This window comes from Nocardia rosealba, from assembly GCF_020216065.1.
In the GTDB taxonomy this organism is placed as follows: domain Bacteria; phylum Actinomycetota; class Actinomycetes; order Mycobacteriales; family Mycobacteriaceae; genus Nocardia; species Nocardia rosealba.
In genome coordinates, this window is the sequence record NZ_JAIWNA010000006.1 from 235,443 (window position 1) to 251,884 (window position 16,442).

Sequence of the window (16,442 nt, forward strand, 5' to 3'; positions counted from 1 at the left end):
CGCTCAGCCCTGCTTCGGGTAGTCGTCGTAGAAGCCCTCCCCGGATTTCACGCCGAGCTTGCCCGCGTCGACATACTTGTGCAACACCGTGATCGGGCCCTCGGGCAGATTCGGGTTCTCCTTCTGATAATGCTCCTCGATATCGAGCACCACATCGAGCCCGACCTGATCCATCATCCGGAACGGTCCCGCCTCGGTCCCGAAATTCAGGACGAACATCTGATCGATGTCCTCGGGCACCGAGACGCCCTCGGCGACCACCTCGAGTGCTTCGCGTTTGATCGCGGCCCAGATGCGATTGAAGATGAAACCGGTGCTCTCCTTGCGGCACAGGAACGGGTGCAGACCGTATTCGGGGAAAGTGCGCAGCACGAAATCGAGCACCTCTTGCGAGGTGTGCCCGTTCGACATCACATCGAGCGCCGTGGACGCGGGCGGCATGTAGAAGTGGGTGTTGAGCATGCGGTCGCGGGTCTCGCAGTCCTCGGTGAACAACCGGCTGGCGTACGACGACGAGTTCGAGGCGACGATCGCGTCGGCGTCGGCCTGCGTGTCGAGCTGGGCGAACACCTTCTTCTTCAGGTCGAGGATCTCGGGCACGGCCTCGACGACCAGCCAGGCGCCCCGCACCGCACTCGCCTGGTCCTGGATGTACTCCACGGAACCCGGCGACCCGCTCGGGACCGACGCGGCGACGGTGGGCAATTGTTCGCGCACGTAGTCCACCGCCTCGGCACCGGCCTGTGCGGTCGGGTCGATGATGTGGACCTTGCCGCCCCGGGTGGCGAACATCAGGGCGATCCGTCTGCCGAGCGTGCCCGCGCCGATCACGGCGACCGGACGATTCAGATGATCCTGCGGAACACTCACGGTGACTCCCTCTACACAGGTGGTGGTGGGAAGAACTCGTCGTCAAGCGTGTTGGCAAGCCTATCGCCAACCGGCTGCCGAACGGTTGCTACACCGCTGGCGGCGGGTGGTCGGTTCGTTGACACCCCGTCATGACCGGTCAGAATGTGGTTGCCTTATTCTCACGTTCTTCACGAAATTCGCGCGTCAGCTCTAGGGGGCTCCTCGATGACCACACTGGCCTCCGGACTCTTCATCGATTGGGAAGAGCTCACCGGCCAGTCGAAATTCGTCGTCGATCTCGTGAGCTTCCCGATCTTCAGCGCCCTGGCCGGCTGGCTCACCAACTGGACCGGCGTGCTCATGCTGTTCTGGCCCTTGCATTTCAAGGGTTTCCGGGTGCCGATGCTGCACATCCTCTACCCGTACCTGCCCCGCCGGGTGCAGGTGCTTCCGACGTTCTCCGGCGACGGGCGGATGCTCGGTTTCCAGGGCTTCATTCCCGCGCGCGCCGAGAAGATGGCGAGCATCTGCGTGGACAAGGCGCTGATGCGCATCGGCAGCCCGCGCGACTTCATCCACGAACTCGACCTCGACGGTATCGGCGACTACCTGGCCGAACACGCCCGTCCACAGGTGCAGTCGATCGTCGACGAGATCATGTACCGGGAGAATCCCGACCTGTGGCGCTCGCTGCCCCGGCAGATGAAGCAGGCGGTCTACCAGCGGGTGGACCGGCAGCTGCCCACCTTGTCGCGGCGCGCGTTCGAGAGCCTCGGCGACAATATCGATCAGTTGCTCGACGTGAAGAACTTCGTGATCCGGTATCTGGAGAAGAACCCGCAGATCCTCAAGGACCTCACCACCACCATCGCCGCGCCCGAGCTGAAGTTCATGGCGCGCATCGGTCTGCTCGGCGCGCCCTTCGGCCTGATTCTCGCGCTGTACCTGCACGTGCACTCGCAGATCCCGTACTGGGGCGCCATTCCGGCCTGGGTGATCGTGCTGTTCGCCTCGGCGATGATCGGTGTGACGGTGAACGTCATCGCCATCAAGATGGTGTTCGAGCCGGGCGACCCGCAGCCGCGCTACAAGTACCTGTGGCGCCAGGCGTTGCTGGCCAAGCGCCAGCCGCAGGCCGCGACCGATCTGGCCCACATCCTGGCTTACCAGGTGCTCACCGTGGAGAACCTGTCCAACGAGTTGCTCGAGGGACCGAACGGGGACAAGACGCGCCAGCTCATCGAGCGGGTGGTGTCGGAGGAGATCCACCGTCAGCTGGGGCCGACCGCGTTCATGGTGCGCGCGGCGATGGGCAAGAAGCAGTTCGAGAACCTCGCCGTCTCGGGTGCGGGGGCCGGGCTGAGCATGGCGCCGGGCATGGTCGAGGACGAACAGTTCGTGCGCGAGCAGGCCAAGAAGATCGACGACTTCGCGGCCCGCAAGTTGCGCACGCTCACGCCCGGCGAGTTCATGGAAATGTTCTACGCATCGGTGGAGCAGGACGCCTGGTTGCTGTACCTGCACGGTGGCGCGCTCGGAATCGCCGTCGGCGCGATTCACCTGCTCATCTTCGGCTGGTAGGCAATAACAAGCACGCGTGCTTGCATTTTTGGGGTGGCGCTGCGATTCTGAGTGACGACGGCGCACCCGACCGGTGGCGCGAACGCTTCGCCCCAAGGAATCACATGGCTGACCTCGCAGCGCTGCTCGACGATTTCGCCGCCGAATGCGCGGACCTCGAGAAACTCGTCGCCCCGCTCGCCCCCGAACAGTGGCAGACCCCCACACCGGCTCCCGGCTGGGACATCGCCACCCAGATCGCCCACCTGACCTGGACCGACGAGGTCTCCGTCCTGGCCGCCACCGACAACGCGGCGTTCACCGAGCTGCTCACCGAGGCCGCCGCGAAGATGTTCACCTTCGTCGACGAGGCCGCCGAGGAACTGGCGAAGACTCCGCCCGCCGACCTGCTGCCCCGCTGGCGCGCGGGCCGCGAACAGCTCATCGCCGCCCTGGCCGCCGTCCCGCCCGGCACCAAACTGCCCTGGTTCGGCCCGCCCATGAGCGCCGCCTCGATGATCTCGGCCCGCATCATGGAAACCTGGGCGCACGGTCAGGACGTGGCCGACGCACTCGGCGTCACCCGAACACCCACCGACCGCCTGCGCACCGTCGCCCACATCAGCGTGCGAGCCAGGAACTACGCCTACACCGTCCACGGCGAATCCGGCCCGGCCGAAGAATTCCGCGTAGAACTCACCGCCCCCGACGGCACCCTCTGGACCTGGGGCCCCGAAGACGCGAACCAAAAAGTATCGGGCCCAGCCCTCGACTTCTGCCTGGTAGCCACCCAGCGCCGCCACCGCGAAGACACCGCCCTGACCACCGACGGCCCCGACGCCGACCACTGGCTCACCATCGCCCAAGCCTTCGCGGGCCCCCCGGGACCCGGCCGAGAGCCAAATCAGTTCACGTGAAGTCCGCCATGAGCGCATTCCCAACCCCGCACGACCCGACCTCGAGGAGGGTCCGCCGCGAAGCGGCGTAGCGGCCCGGCCGCGCTCGAGCGCGCCAGCGCTCCAATAAGCACAGGCGAGCGTCGTCCGTGAGCGCCATTCCTGACTGCCCCGGACGACGTTGGCCGGGGTAGGCCCGTGGCAGTCGTGAATGACGCTCGCCTGCACTCACGGAATACCCCGTCGGACGTGAGGAAAACAACCACGCCGACGACACGCGCGCCCACCAGGTGCGATACACGCATGTTTCAGATGTGACCCTGATCTCAGCATCAGGGGTGCTAACTCCAGCTAGCACCGGCGTAACGTGGGAATCAGCGCGTGGCTTTCAACGATGCGAGCACAGCGCTCGGGTAGATCCACACCCACCGGGAGGACTGCATCGTGACCGCACAACGACCTGCACAGATCGCGCGGCTGTCCGCGACGGTGGCCGCCGGGGCCGCCAGCCTCTGCCTCACCGTGGCCGCGGGTGCCTACATCGTCAACAACATGCCCCAGCTCGTGCCGCCGCACGACAACCCCACCCCCGCCGACATCGCCGATCCGGGGGAACACCACCGGGCCGACGACTCGGTCCGCGCCGTCGCCGACGACGTGGTCGAACTGGCCTGGACCACCGAACGCTTCGTTCCCGAGGCAGGTCGGGCACCGGCCGTCAAGCACCAGACCGCCACTGCCGCGACACCGCAGAGCAACCAGGCACTGGACGGCCGGGCACTCGAGGGCAGACTGCGCATCGGCACCACCTATGTCGGCGCCCAGGCCGCCACGCCCCGCACCGACATCGTCAGCTTCACCGTCGATACGAACGCGCTGAACAAGGCCGGCAAGTATCTCGGCATCACCACCGAGCCGGTGGGGGTCACCTCGCTGCACACCGAGGTCGACACCCGCAAGGGCGCGGTGGAATTCGTGCTCTCGGACCCCACGCTCGGACAGCACACCGTGCGCATCGAAGCGCCCGGCGACCAGCCCGGATCCGAGACCGTCGAAGAGCCGACTACCGTCGGCGTGTGATTTCCGGCGGTACCCATGACGGGGTGTACGACTTCTGCGTGATCGGTGGCGGCATCGTCGGTGTCGCCACCGCGCATCGCCTGCTGAGCGCCTACCCCGGCGCGAGCCTGGTGCTGATCGAGAAAGAGAACTCGCTCGGCGCCCATCAGACCGGGCACAACAGCGGCGTGATCCACTCCGGCATCTACTACCCGCCTGACAGCCTCAAGGCCCGGTTGTGCCGCGCGGGCGCGCAGTGGACCAAGGAGTTCGCCGCCGCCAACGACATTCCGTTCGAGGTGTGCGGAAAGCTGCTGGTGGCAACCGATTCCACCGAACACGCCCGGATGCTCGACCTCTACGAGCGCTCCATCGCCAACGGTGTGGAGGTGGAGGCCGTCGACGCCGCGGAACTGTCCCGCCGTGAACCCCGAATTCGGGGTGTAGGAGCACTTTTCGTGCCCGCCACCGGCATCATCGACTACGCGAAGGTCACCGCCGCGCTGGCTGCGCAGGTACAGGACATGGGTGGCCGGATCATGCTCGGCACGACCGTCGAGTCGATCGTCGAAACGGACTCCGCTGTCACGGTTTCCGGTCCGAGTGGTGCGGTCGTCGCGAACACTCTTGTGGTCTGCGCCGGTTTGCAGGCCGATCGCCTGGCTCGAATGGCCGGAATCCGCAACGACTTCCGGATCGTGCCGTTCCGGGGCGAGTACTACCGCCTGCCCGCCGAACGTGCCGGACTCGTGCGGACGCTGATCTATCCGGTGCCCGATCCGGCCCTGCCGTTCCTCGGCGTGCACCTGAGCCCGACCATCGACGGCGACCTGACCGTCGGCCCCAACGCGGTGCTCGGGCTGGCCAGGGAGGGCTACCGCAAGGGCAGCGTGAACGGGCGCGACGCCCTCGACGTGCTGCGCTTCCCCGGCGTGCACCGGGTGGCCCGCACCCACCTGCGCACCGGGGTGCGTGAGCTGCGCAACTCTGTGTTCAAACGCGGCTACCTGGCCGAATGCCGCCGGTACTGCCCGGAACTCGGCACCGCCGACCTGCTGCCCCATCGCGCGGGCATCCGGGCGCAGGCCGTGCTGCGCGACGGCACCCTCGTGCACGATTTCCTGATCGAGCGCACGCCACGATCCATCCATGTCCTCAACGCGCCCTCACCCGCCGCCACCTCGGCCATGCCGATCGCCCGATACCTGGTTGACCAGATCCAGCTTCCAGCAAATAAATAGGATTCTTGTAGTATTTTTGGCCTGTGGGCCACATCAGGTACGCGAGCGACGTCGGCGCGCCCACCGACGCGGCCTTCGCCTATACCGAGAACTTCCAGCACCTCGCACACTGGATGGCAGGCGTCACCTCCGTCACCACACAGGGCGCGGCACCGGCACAGGGACTGGGCGCGAGCTGTTCGCTGAAAGTTCGCCTGGGCGGGGTGATCCCGGCGACACTCACCTGCGAGATCACCGAATACCGGCGCGATGCGGTGATCGGGTATACCCTGCGGGGGCGGGTATACGGAACCGTGACACTGCGGTTCGACCCACTCGGCTACGAACGGTCGGTACTGACCGCCGAAGCCGGCTATCCACCACCACGCGGTGCGTTCGGCCGCATGTGCCACGGCCTCGTCGACGCGGCCGCGAGATCGGCACTGCGCCGCACAGAATCGCGGTTGCGAAGGGAGATAGAGGCATTCCACGGTACCGATCTTGTCGGCCGCATCGCCTAGGGTGGCGGTCATGATCATCGTGAGCACCGACGGGTCCTGCCTGCGCAATCCCGGTGGTGCCATCGGCTGGGCCTGGGTGAATCATCAAGGACCGGTGGCCAGCGGGGGAGCGGCCAGCGGAACCAACCAGATCGCGGAACTGCGCGCGGTCCTCGAAGCCATCCTCGCCCACCCCGGCACCGAACCGATGCTCATCGAGAGCGACTCCCAATACGCCATCAAATGCGCCTCGGAATGGATCGGCAGCTGGCGGCGCAACGGCTGGCGCACCTCCACCGGCGGCGCGGTGAAGAACGTCGAGATCATCAAGCAGATCGACCGCGCCATCACCACCCGCGAAGGGCCCGTGCGATTCCGCTGGGTCCGCGGGCACGTGGGCAACTACTTCAACGAGCAAGCCGACAAGCTGGCGGGCATCGCCGCCAGGGAAGCCGCGGCACACGGCCACGAACACGCCGCGACACCCGTTACCACCCGAACCACCCAGCCGCGGACCACGGGGAAGCCGGTCGCGCCGACAGCGTCGGGAACACTCACCCTGTTCTGACGCGGCGCGACCGGAGTGCGTCCGCAACCGACAGTGCCTCCGGCGGAATCGATTCCGCCGGAGGCACTGTCGTACTACCCGATCAGTTACCGGGCGCGGGAGCCGGAGCAGGCGTCTCCGGTGCGGGCTGCTGCGGAGCCCCGCCCGGCACGCCACCCATCAGGCCGCCACCGTTCTTCAGCACCGGCGACTCCATCTTGCTCACCAGCCACTTGTCGCCCTCGCGGTCGAGGGTCATCTCGATCGCGATGTTCATCGGCGGCTCTTCGACACCGGTGATGTTGGAGCTGTACTGCGCCAGCGTCACCATGGCCTTGGCCTGGTCCTCACCGCCGCTGAGGTACGCGCACTGGATGTCCTCACCACGCGACTTCACCTTGCGCTCGACCATCATGTCCTTCAGCAGGTCGCCGGCCTCGGTGAACTGCTGGTTGATGTCGCCGGTGGAGCCCGAGCGCATGTCCTCGAAGTACTTGTCGATGTTGTTCGAGTAGTCGTAGTTGGTGGCCACCCGGCCGTAGGCGCAGGCCGCCTTCGTCGACTCCTCGATGGCGTCGAGCTTGTCGCCCCGGTCGTTGCTCTGCAGGAAGAACACCACCGCGGCGGTGATCGCGCCGACAGCGACAACACCCGTACCCGCCGCGACCAGCCAGCCGACCGGGCGTTTGCCCCCGGACGACGCGGCGGGCTCCGCGGGGGCCGCTGCCGCCGTGGCGGCGGTCTCGGCCGCCTTCGGCGTCTCGGACTCGGCCTTGCCGAGCTTCACCGTCTCGTCGGCGGTGGTCTCGGGAGCGGCCGATTCGGGCTTTTCCGCCGGGGTAGCGTCCTTCTTGCTCTCGGCGTCGTCGCTGGTCATCTAGATCAATCCTGCTCTTTCCCGGCACACACTCGCACCGACTTCGTTCGTTGGCCCGTGAGGCGGGCCACAGTGTCCCCCGCCGAGTATGCCCGGTCCCACGCCGGAGCGTAGGACCGGGCATGGTCTCACTTGGCCGGAATCGGGGTGCGTTCGTTGGGATCGACACCCGGAGGCATCTGCGCACCGTTATTGGGCACATTCGGGCGCGGCGCGTTGGCCGAACCACGGATCTGCAGATCGGCGGGCGGATTCACGCAGTAGTTCCACTTCGGGATCGACCCGTCCTGGACTTCCTCGTTGCGCCGGTACTCGGTGTTGTAGTTGCAGGTCGGGCGGGGCCAGATATCGAGGATGGTGTGGAACTCACCGTCGTGCGCGGGGACCGCGATCGCCCCGAGGCCTTGGGCCAGCGAGGGGAACAGCAACCGCAGCGCCGGCTGACGCAACTGCGCCGCCCGGGTGATGGCGACGAAGTTCGCCGCGAGCCCGCTGATCGGATCGGCGGTCTTGTCCAGCACCGCACCGAGCGCCTCGAACTGGGCAGGCGAGTTGTCGAGCACGCTCTGCAGCTCGGCGTTGGCGTTGTTGAACTGCGCGAGCAGGGTGCCCGAATTGCTGGTGAGCGTCTGCAGATCCGGCTGCGCGTTCGACGTGGTATCGGCGATCACCCGCAGGTTGGCGATGAGATTCACCGTCTGCGGCAGCAGGCTGTGCAGGCCGGCCACCGCCAGACTCACACCGTTGATCAGGCCGCGCAACTGATCCGGACCCGCACCGAGCGCGATGTCGAGCTCGGCGAGGATGGTCTTGAACTGCTGCGGGTTTACCTGCCCGATCAGCGCACTCGTATCGTCGAGCACGGCCCACACCGGGACCGGCGTCTTGATCTGCTCCGGGTTGTACTCGATCACCGCGCCGTCACGCAGGAATGGGCCCGCGTCGCTGTTGGGCCGGAAGTCGATGTACTGCTCACCGGCCGCCGACAGCGCCGCCACCTGGATCATGGTGTCGACAGGGATCTTGTAGGTCTTGTCGATCACGGCCTTGACCGCGATGGCCTGGCCCTCGTCGATGAGCTCCACCGTGTCGACCTTGCCGATCCGGTGTCCGCGCAGCGTCACGTCGTTGCCCGGCTGCAGGCCACCGGAGCGGTCCAGCGTCACAGTGACGTCGTACTCCGAGCGCAGCGGGTTCACCCGCATCACATTGACCAGCAGGTAGCTGGCGCCGATGATCAGCACGACGACGAGCGCCGAGTTCGCCAGCACGATCTTGCTGCTGAAGAACTTCTTGACCTTGCTCATCGGTGGCCTCCCACTCGGCCCTGGACGATCTGCAGCACCTGGATGAAGCTGCCGACGAAGTCGTTCACGTCCTTCATATCGGGGAACTTGCTGTTGGCCGGATCGGTCAGCAGGCCCACATCGAGGTTCGTCAGCGTCGCGTACGGCGCGAGCGACTTGCCCTGGAAGGTCTCGGTGACCTTCGGCTTGATGTCGATCAGCTGATCCATCACGTAACCGAAGCTGTCACCGGAGGCCGCGAGGGCGTTCATCAGGTTGTCGAGGTTGGTGAGCAGTTCGGAGAGCTGGTCACCGGTGGTGTTGGCGTAGTCACCGAGCGCGGCGCTGGCCGTCGACACCTTGGCGAGCAGATCGCCGATGGCCCGGTTGTTCTCGGCGATCGCGCCGATGGCCTGCGGCAGGGTGTCGGCCACCTGACCGAGCTGGGCCTTGTTCGCCTCGATGGTGTTGGCCAGGGTGTTGAACTCCGAGAGCACCGCGTCGACGCGGGCGCTGTTGTTGTTCAATTCGCCGACGACACCGGTCATCTGGGTGATGAGGTGCGCCAGGTTGCCGCCCTGGCCGTTGAGGATGGAACCGAGTTCGGTGCCGAGCCTGCTGAGGCTGGCCACACCGCCGCCGTTGAACAGCATCGACACCGAGATCAGCAGTTCCTCGACGGTGGCGCCCGCGGAGGTGAACTCCTGGGTGAGGGTGTCGCCCTCGGCCAGGTTTCCGCCGGTGCCGGTATTGTTCTTCGGCCTGTTCAGGGCGATGAACACGTCACCGAGGGGCGTCGCCTGACGCAACTCGGCGGTGCTGCCCTTGGGCAGGTCGATGTCGGAGCGGATCTGCAGGTCGACGATGGCCGTGAAGTTCTTGGTCTTGATCGAGGAAACCACCCCGACGTCGGAACCACCGATCTTCACCTTGGCCTGGTCGGGCAGGTTGAGCGCGTTGTCGAACTCCGCGTGGATGGTGTAGGTGTCGCCTTCGGCGCCCGGCTTGGGCAGCGGCAGATCTTCCACGGTGAAACCGCAACCGGTGGTGATGGTCACGGTGGCGAGCGCGGTGGCCGCAAGCATGCTGCGGCGGAGTTTCCTCGTCATAGGTCCGGTCATTTCGTGAGTCCCAGCAGTGCGGCGGTGAACCCGTAGTCGGGACCGAAATCCTCCATCTTGCCGGTGCGGCAACCATCGGACTTCATCTGGATGCGCTCGCAGAACAGGCTGATCATTTCGCCGGACAGAGCCGTACCGATCAGTGCGTGCAGCCGAACGAAGCCCTTCTCCTTGTTCATCGCGCCGTCGATGTTCTGCATCAGCAGCGGGACGACATCGACGATCTCGACCATCGCACCGGAGTTGGCGCGCAACTGGTTGGTGACGGTGGTGAGCCCGGTCAACGATTCCGACAACGTGTCGGCGTGCTCGCCGAAGGTCGTGGAGGTGTTGGCCAGGAACCCGTTGAGCTGGTCGAGGGTGGCCTGCAGGCCGGGGGCCTGTTCGGCGAGCAGCCCCGACATCTGGGTGACCTGGTTGCTGAAGTCGCGCACCGACTGGTCGTTGTCGGCCAGCATCGTGGTGAGCTCGTTGAGCTTGATGATGATGTTGGAGATCGCGTCCTTGTTGTCGATACCGACCTTCAGCGCCGACGAAAGGGCATCGAGGGTTTCGCGGATCTTCTGACCGTTGCCGTTGAGCACCGGGTACAGCACCCGGCCCGAGAGCGGACCGAGCCCTTCCTGGCCCTCTTCGGGCTTGAGCGCGGCGGCGAACTGGTCGATGGTCTTGATCATCGTGTCCAGCTCGACCGGGGTCCTGGTGCGCGCCTTGGGCAGGTGGTCACCGGACTCGAGTGCCTCCCCACCGGTATAGGGCGGGGTGATCTCGATGTGGCGGTCGGTGACGATCGAGGGGGAGATGATCGCGGCGATCGCCTCCTTGGGGATCTTCACCCCCGACTCGATGGTCATGTGGACCTCGACGAAGGTGCCCTTGGGCACGATCTTGTCGACCTTGCCCACCGGCAGACCGAGGACCATGATCTCGTTGCCCTCATACATACCCGCGATGTTCTCGAAGTCCGCGGTGATCTTGGTCGAGCGGCCGAGGGCGTCGTCCACCTGGCTGGGCAGCAACGAGCAGCTGCCGATGGTGAGTGCGGTCGCGCCGATCAGCACGGCGCGAACCAGCGCCTTACCGCGTCCGAAATTCAGTTTCATCCTGCGCACCCTTGGATCACCTGTGCGAAGCACAGCCAGTTGTCGGGGAGCAACCACGGCAGCGCGACCGAGCCGTAGTTGCCGTTGCCGAGCGCGTTGTTGAAGTAGCGCGCGGTGGGCTGACCGATCTGCAACAGCTTGTCGAGGTTGTCCTTGTTCTTCTGCAGGCCCTGCGACATGGTGTTGAGCTGCTCGATAGTGCCCGCGAACTGGTTGCCGTTCTGCCCGCCGATCTCCTCGAGCTGACGGGTCAGGGTGGCGATGTTGTCGAGCAGCTGACGCAGCAGGTTCTGCCGTTCCATCACCCGGCTGGCGATGGCCTCACCCTGGGTGATGACGAGCAGCACGCTGTTGCGGTTGTCGGCGAGCAGCTGGGTGACGCGGTCCAGGTCCTTGAGCAGGCTGTCGACCTCGCCCTTGCGCTTGTCGATCACCTTGGCCAGCGCGCCGACGCTGTCGAGCGCCTGCGCGACCAGCGCGGGCGAATCGCCGAGCTCGCCGTTGATGGTGTTGAGCGAGGCGGCCAGCTTCTTGGTGTCCAGGGCCTCGAACTTCGGGGTGCCGACCTGCACCACATCGGCGATGTCGTAGGGAACATCGGTGTTGGAGCGCGGGATGGTGTCGTTCTTCAGGCCCGATCCGTCGCCCGGCTTCAGGTCGACGTAGCGGGCACCGAGCAGGGTCGCCATCTTGATCGAGGCGTGCGCGTCGGGTCCGAACTTGATGCTCGAGTCCACGTCGAGGGTGATGACCACGTGGTCGCCCTCGATCTTGGCGCCCGACACCGTGCCGACCTGGACACCGGACACCGCGACCTTGTCGCCCGTGCTGATGCCCGCGGCCTGCACGAACTCGGCATCGATGGTCTGCTTACCGATCCCGATGAACTGCAGGATGCTCGAGCCGACCAGCAACAGCACGACCACCAGCGAGCCGATGACACCGAGCCAGAAGTTGCGGTTGCCGAGGAAGGTTTTCTTGAGCTTGCTCATCGGCACACCTCCGAGTGCGACGTGCCACCGATCTGGCTGAACAGGCCGCGCGGGAAGAGCACCCCGTACAGCGAGACATCGAGACCACACAGGTAGGCGTTGGCGTGCGTGCCTTCGGAGGTCATGCGGCCGAGGTCGGCGAGCATCGACGGCATGTCGATGGCCACCTGGTCGAGCTTGGCGCCGTTGGCGAGCAACAGGTTCAGTGCTGCGGTGGTGGAGTTCTGCGTAGCGGCCAGCTGCGGCTGGATCTTGCTCATCATCGCGACCAGCGAGGTGGTGGCGTCGGCCAGCGTCGCCGTCGAATTCTGCAGCGACTGGCCCTGGTCGTAGAGCCCGCCGATCAGGGCGCGGGTCTGGGTCACCAGGGTCTCCAGTTCGTCGCCGCGCTTGGCCAGACCGGCCATCACCGCCGACAGGTTGGTGATGACATCGCTCAGGATGGCATCGCGCCGCTGGAAGTCGGTGGCCAGCTGTGCGGCCTGGATGATGAAGGAGGACAACGAGACTCCGTCACCCTGCAACGCCTGGATCAGCGTTTCCGACATCGCGTTCACCTGGGCCGGCTCCAGCGCCTGGAACAGCGGCTGGAAACCGTTGAGCAGCGCGGAGATATCGAACGAGGGCTCGGTGCGCTCGAGCGGGATCACCGAACCGCTGGCCAGCACCTGCGGGCTCGGCGACTTGCCGGGGGTGAGCGCCACATAGCGCTGGCCGATCAGGTTCTGGTAGCGGACAAGGGCTTTGGTGTCGTCGAAGACGTCCTGGTCGCTCTGCACGATGAACGACACCTTGGCGTCGTTCTTGCCGTCGAGCTCGATCTTCTCGACCTTGCCCACGCGCACACCGGCCATCCGGACGTCGTCGCCGGGGCGCAGCCCGAGGACGTCGGTGAAGATGGCGGTGTACTTGCGGGTGTCACCGTCTACCGAACGGGCGAGCGTATTCCACACGACCACGATGACGAGCATCGAGACGAGCGCGAAGATGCTGAATCCGATCAGTGGCTTGCGGATACTCATACGCCACCCTCGTTTTCGTACACGGTCAGAGTTCCGCCCTTCATGATCGGACCGAGCAGCAGCAGCTCGGAGACCGTCGGTTTGCGGCCGAGGAGTTCGACGATGGCGTCGTTGCCCTGGTAGGAGATGGGCGTACCCGACGGCACCGCGGGTGCCTGCTCGGGTGCGGGCGCAGGCGCGGGTGCGGCGGCGGGCGCAGCACCGGGCAGGCCCGGGATCTGGAACGACGGGACGAGCCCCTCGAGCGGAGTACCGGCGAACGGCGTGATCTCGGTTCCGGCGGCAGCCTGCAGCGGTGCGGCCGGGATGGTGAGGCCCGGAATCTGCGGCAGCCCGGGGATGTTCACCAGCGGCGGCAGACCCGCGGCGGAGTCGAGCGCCCGTGGACGCAGCTTCTCCGGGAGCGGCGGCAGGCTCACCTCGGCGGGCGCGGTGAAGCAGCTCGGGCCGAGCAGATCGCCGTAGCGCGGGCAATCCGCGACGGTGTTGGGCTGGTACGGGGTGAACGTGAGGCCCGCGTTCCAGACCATCTGCTTGCCGCTGGGACCACCGTGGAAGGTGGTGTTCAGCGCGGCGAGCGAGGGACCGAACACCTGGAAGGTCTTGGTGATCGAGCTCGGCTCGTGCGCGACGGCCCCGAGGGTGGCGTTCATGCCCACGGTGACTTCTTTACCCACATCGGGGTTGCTGGCGAACAGGTCGTTGACCCGGTCGGTGGTCGCGCTCGCGCCCATCAGCAGCGCCACCAGCTGATCGCGCTTGGTGGCGATGGTGTTGGCGGTCTGCACCGAGCTGCCCAGCACGTCGAGCAGTTCCGGCGCCGACTGGTTCAGCGCGTTGGCCGAGGCCGAGAAGTCGTCGAGCATGCCTGCCAGGTTCGGGCCCGCGTCGGAGACGGTGGTGATCCACTCGTCCAGGCGCTGGATGGTCGAACCGGGCACGCGGCCGCTGCCGTCGAGGGCCTGGGTGAGGGTGCCGAGCACACGACCCAGCTGCACCGGGTCGACCTCGTTGAGGATGTCGCGCACCGTGGTGAGGGTGTCCTGCAGCGCGATGGTGCCCTCGCTGCGGTCCTCCTGGATGACCGAACCCTCTTCGAGGTAGTCGGCGGAGGCACCGTTGAAGACCAGTTCCACCGAGGTGACCGCGAACAGGTTGCTCGGCACGATGCGAGCGGTGACATTGCTCGGGACACCCTTGGCGAACTCGGGCTTGAGCTCGATGTTCACCTTCTGTACGGCGCCCTGGTCGACGATGTCGACGTCCTTCACCGTACCGACGAGCACACCGCGGAACTTCACGTCGGCGTTGGACGGAAGCCCGTCACCGGTGGTCGACAGGTTCGCGGCCACGTTCACCTTGGGTACGAAGTAGCCCTGGTACCTGGCCATGAGGAAAGCGAGAATCACAGCGAAGACGACCAGGCCGCACAGGCCCGCGACGTACAGCTGTTTCATAGTGGGGCCGCGCCCACTGGGATCGATGATCATCTGGCCCTACCCCGAGATCCTGATGCCGGGGTCGACGCCCCAGATCGCCAATGTCATGAACAGGTCGGCGAACACGACCAGGATGATGCACATCTTGATCGCCCGGCCCGCGGCCACGCCGACGCCCTCGGGACCACCCGAGGCGAAGAAGCCGTAGTAGCACTGGATGAACGTGGTGATCATGACGAAGATGATCGCCTTGAGCAGCGAGTACAGCACGTCCGTCGGTACCAGGAATTGGTAGAAGTAGTGCGAGTACGTGCCCGCCGCGGTGCCACCGATGAGCTGCACGGTGACCGCGCAGGACAGATAGGCCATCACCAGGCCGATGCAGTACAGCGGAACGATCGCGATGACCGCGGCCATCATCCGGGTGCTGACCAGGTAGGGCAGCGGGCGGATGGCGATGGAGTCGAGCGCGTCGATCTCCTCGGAGATGCGCATGGCGCCCAATTGCGCGGTGAATCGACAGCCCGCCTGGGCCGCGAACGCCAGCGCCGCGAGCAGCGGACCGAGTTCACGGGTGGTGGCGAAGGCCGAGATGGCACCGGTGATCGGGCTCAGGCCGAGCAGGTCGAGCGAGGTGTGGCCCTGGATGGCGACGGTCATGCCGCCGAAGGCGCTGATGATGAGAATGACGCCGATGGTTCCACCACCGACGACGATGTTGCCGTTTCCCCACGTGACGTCGGAGAGCAGCCGCCAGATCTCCTTCGGATACTGCTTGAACGCCAGCGGAATAGAGCCGACGGACCGCAGGAAGAAGAAGACCTGGTGGCCGAGGCGGGCGAGCATGTCGACGGGCGCTTTGCCCGCCGCCTTGAGCTGGCGTATCGGCCGCAGCAGCGGAGGTACATAAGTCGATGACATGGTCAGACCACCTGTGGGGGGAAGACAGCGGCGTAGATCTGCGTGATCGCGACGTTGACGCCGAGCAGCATGACCATGGAACTCACGACCGCCGAGTTCACCGCGTTGGCGACACCGCCGGGGCCGCCACGGGCGTTGAGGCCCGAGTCGCAGGCGATGATGGCGGCGATGATGCCGAAGATGACCGACTTGAGCAGCGCCACCGCGAGGTCACGGGTCACCGCGAACGAGGCGAAGGTGCTCATGTAGGAACCGGGCGTGCCCGCCTGGGCGAAGATGTTGAACATGTAGCCGGTGATGAAGCCGACGAACACGACGAAACCGCAGAGCAGGAAGCTCACCAGCATGGCGGCGCCGAGGCGGGGCGCGACCAGCCTGCGCAGCGGGTCGACACCCATCACCTTCATGGCGTCGATCTCTTCGCGGATGGTTCGTGAGCCGAGGTCGGCGCACACCGCGGAGCCGACGGCACCGGCGATCATGATCGAGGTGACCAGGGGCGCGCCCTGCTGAATGATGCCGAGGCCGTTGGCGGCGCCGATGAACGAGGTCGCGCCGACCTGACCGGCGACCGCGCCGACCTGGATGGACACGATCACGGCGATGGGGATGGCCACGAGCAGCGTCGGTGCGGCGGCGACGTTGGCCATGAACGCGCACTGGCGGACGAACTCGTCGAAGGGGAAGCGTTTACGGAAGATCGCGACGATCAGTTCCGTGATGGCTTCGATACCCATCGTGATCTGTCGACCGAAGGTTTCGAGGGACTTCTTCGGATGGTCTTCCCAAAGGCCCTTGGTCCAGTCCACAGCTTCACTGACCCGTGAACGTTCGGGCGGACTCTTGGTCGACTGCACTGCTATTACCCCTCTCGACGCCAGGCCATCAACACCCCGACGACTTGTTTGCTTGACGCACCTTACTACGGAGTAGTGCAGAACACACCACCGACATGTGAGCGCTGTCATAGATGGATATCACTGTCGGCGGCCCTTATGACCACTGCCATGACGGACCATACAGCCCTGAATTGTCCCGCTTAGGAGT

The 16,442-nt window shown here is 65.8% G+C and carries 16 protein-coding genes; 6 read left to right on the top strand and 10 right to left on the bottom strand.

Going from position 1 to position 16,442, the window contains the following annotated elements; genetic code table 11:
* Nucleotides 1-3: 3 nt before the first annotated feature.
* Nucleotides 4-870: a 3-hydroxyacyl-CoA dehydrogenase family protein gene (locus LDL21_RS22310; protein WP_225281614.1), complete on the bottom strand. Its 867-nt coding sequence runs from the start codon at nucleotides 868-870 to the stop codon at nucleotides 4-6.
* Nucleotides 871-1,077: 207 nt separating this feature from the next.
* Here LDL21_RS22310 and LDL21_RS22315 point away from each other — a divergent pair, with 207 nt between their 5' ends.
* The 6 genes from LDL21_RS22315 (at nucleotide 1,078) to LDL21_RS22340 (ending at nucleotide 6,655) form a co-directional block, all read left to right on the top strand.
* Nucleotides 1,078-2,433 (top strand): DUF445 domain-containing protein, encoded by a 1,356-nt coding sequence (locus tag LDL21_RS22315; RefSeq protein ID WP_067643933.1) that lies wholly within the window; start codon nucleotides 1,078-1,080, stop codon nucleotides 2,431-2,433.
* A gap of 104 nt (nucleotides 2,434-2,537) precedes the next feature.
* Nucleotides 2,538-3,329: a TIGR03084 family metal-binding protein gene (locus LDL21_RS22320; RefSeq protein ID WP_225281615.1), complete on the top strand. Its 792-nt coding sequence runs from the start codon at nucleotides 2,538-2,540 to the stop codon at nucleotides 3,327-3,329.
* A 423-nt stretch (nucleotides 3,330-3,752) separates the two neighbouring features.
* Entirely contained in the window at nucleotides 3,753-4,388 is a 636-nt protein-coding gene (locus LDL21_RS22325; RefSeq protein WP_225281616.1) for a hypothetical protein, read from the top strand.
* Nucleotides 4,385-5,608, top strand: coding sequence for an L-2-hydroxyglutarate dehydrogenase (gene lhgD / locus LDL21_RS22330; RefSeq protein WP_225281617.1), 1,224 nt, complete (start codon nucleotides 4,385-4,387; stop codon nucleotides 5,606-5,608). The genes LDL21_RS22325 and lhgD overlap by 4 nt, the downstream gene beginning before the upstream one ends.
* 23 nt (nucleotides 5,609-5,631) lie before the next feature.
* Nucleotides 5,632-6,108, top strand: a complete 477-nt coding sequence (locus LDL21_RS22335; protein ID WP_225281618.1) for an SRPBCC family protein — start codon at nucleotides 5,632-5,634, stop codon at nucleotides 6,106-6,108.
* A gap of 10 nt (nucleotides 6,109-6,118) precedes the next feature.
* On the top strand, nucleotides 6,119-6,655 hold the full coding sequence (locus tag LDL21_RS22340) for a ribonuclease H family protein (RefSeq protein ID WP_225281619.1): 537 nt from the start codon (nucleotides 6,119-6,121) through the stop codon (nucleotides 6,653-6,655).
* Between the two features lie 82 nt (nucleotides 6,656-6,737).
* Here LDL21_RS22340 and LDL21_RS22345 read toward each other — a convergent pair whose 3' ends face one another.
* From LDL21_RS22345 to LDL21_RS22385, 9 genes are all read right to left on the bottom strand, one after another.
* Entirely contained in the window at nucleotides 6,738-7,511 is a 774-nt protein-coding gene (locus LDL21_RS22345) for a hypothetical protein (protein WP_225281620.1), read from the bottom strand.
* A 128-nt stretch (nucleotides 7,512-7,639) separates the two neighbouring features.
* Nucleotides 7,640-8,818 (bottom strand): MlaD family protein, encoded by a 1,179-nt coding sequence (locus tag LDL21_RS22350; protein ID WP_181698557.1) that lies wholly within the window; start codon nucleotides 8,816-8,818, stop codon nucleotides 7,640-7,642.
* On the bottom strand, nucleotides 8,815-9,906 hold the full coding sequence (locus LDL21_RS22355; protein WP_181698556.1) for an MCE family protein: 1,092 nt from the start codon (nucleotides 9,904-9,906) through the stop codon (nucleotides 8,815-8,817). Before LDL21_RS22355 ends, LDL21_RS22350 begins: the two co-directional genes overlap by 4 nt.
* Nucleotides 9,907-9,914: 8 nt before the next feature.
* Nucleotides 9,915-11,021, bottom strand: a complete 1,107-nt coding sequence (locus tag LDL21_RS22360) for an MCE family protein (RefSeq protein ID WP_181698555.1) — start codon at nucleotides 11,019-11,021, stop codon at nucleotides 9,915-9,917.
* Nucleotides 11,018-12,013: an MCE family protein gene (locus LDL21_RS22365; protein WP_181698554.1), complete on the bottom strand. Its 996-nt coding sequence runs from the start codon at nucleotides 12,011-12,013 to the stop codon at nucleotides 11,018-11,020. Before LDL21_RS22365 ends, LDL21_RS22360 begins: the two co-directional genes overlap by 4 nt.
* Complete coding sequence (locus LDL21_RS22370) at nucleotides 12,010-13,035, bottom strand: MCE family protein (RefSeq protein WP_181698553.1); 1,026 nt, start codon at nucleotides 13,033-13,035, stop codon at nucleotides 12,010-12,012. The genes LDL21_RS22365 and LDL21_RS22370 overlap by 4 nt, the downstream gene beginning before the upstream one ends.
* Nucleotides 13,032-14,525 (bottom strand): MlaD family protein, encoded by a 1,494-nt coding sequence (locus tag LDL21_RS22375; protein ID WP_225281621.1) that lies wholly within the window; start codon nucleotides 14,523-14,525, stop codon nucleotides 13,032-13,034. The genes LDL21_RS22370 and LDL21_RS22375 overlap by 4 nt, the downstream gene beginning before the upstream one ends.
* A gap of 6 nt (nucleotides 14,526-14,531) precedes the next feature.
* Nucleotides 14,532-15,395, bottom strand: coding sequence for an MlaE family ABC transporter permease (locus tag LDL21_RS22380; protein WP_181698552.1), 864 nt, complete (start codon nucleotides 15,393-15,395; stop codon nucleotides 14,532-14,534).
* A gap of 2 nt (nucleotides 15,396-15,397) precedes the next feature.
* Entirely contained in the window at nucleotides 15,398-16,252 is an 855-nt protein-coding gene (locus tag LDL21_RS22385; RefSeq protein ID WP_181698551.1) for an MlaE family ABC transporter permease, read from the bottom strand.
* Between the last annotated feature and the right edge of the window lie 190 nt (nucleotides 16,253-16,442).

What these genes read in the sequence shown, in the direction of transcription:
- LDL21_RS22315 (WP_067643933.1), top strand. Translation starts at nt 1,078, where the DNA reads ATGACCACACTGGCCTCCGGACTCTTCATCGATTGGGAAGAGCTCACC.
- LDL21_RS22320 (WP_225281615.1), top strand. Translation starts at nt 2,538, where the DNA reads ATGGCTGACCTCGCAGCGCTGCTCGACGATTTCGCCGCCGAATGCGCG.
- LDL21_RS22340 (WP_225281619.1), top strand. Translation starts at nt 6,119, where the DNA reads ATGATCATCGTGAGCACCGACGGGTCCTGCCTGCGCAATCCCGGTGGT.
- LDL21_RS22345 (WP_225281620.1), bottom strand. Translation starts at nt 7,511, where the DNA reads ATGACCAGCGACGACGCCGAGAGCAAGAAGGACGCTACCCCGGCGGAA.
- LDL21_RS22350 (WP_181698557.1), bottom strand. Translation starts at nt 8,818, where the DNA reads ATGAGCAAGGTCAAGAAGTTCTTCAGCAGCAAGATCGTGCTGGCGAAC.
- LDL21_RS22355 (WP_181698556.1), bottom strand. Translation starts at nt 9,906, where the DNA reads ATGACGAGGAAACTCCGCCGCAGCATGCTTGCGGCCACCGCGCTCGCC.
- LDL21_RS22360 (WP_181698555.1), bottom strand. Translation starts at nt 11,021, where the DNA reads ATGAAACTGAATTTCGGACGCGGTAAGGCGCTGGTTCGCGCCGTGCTG.
- LDL21_RS22365 (WP_181698554.1), bottom strand. Translation starts at nt 12,013, where the DNA reads ATGAGCAAGCTCAAGAAAACCTTCCTCGGCAACCGCAACTTCTGGCTC.
- LDL21_RS22370 (WP_181698553.1), bottom strand. Translation starts at nt 13,035, where the DNA reads ATGAGTATCCGCAAGCCACTGATCGGATTCAGCATCTTCGCGCTCGTC.
- LDL21_RS22375 (WP_225281621.1), bottom strand. Translation starts at nt 14,525, where the DNA reads ATGATCATCGATCCCAGTGGGCGCGGCCCCACTATGAAACAGCTGTAC.
- LDL21_RS22380 (WP_181698552.1), bottom strand. Translation starts at nt 15,395, where the DNA reads ATGTCATCGACTTATGTACCTCCGCTGCTGCGGCCGATACGCCAGCTC.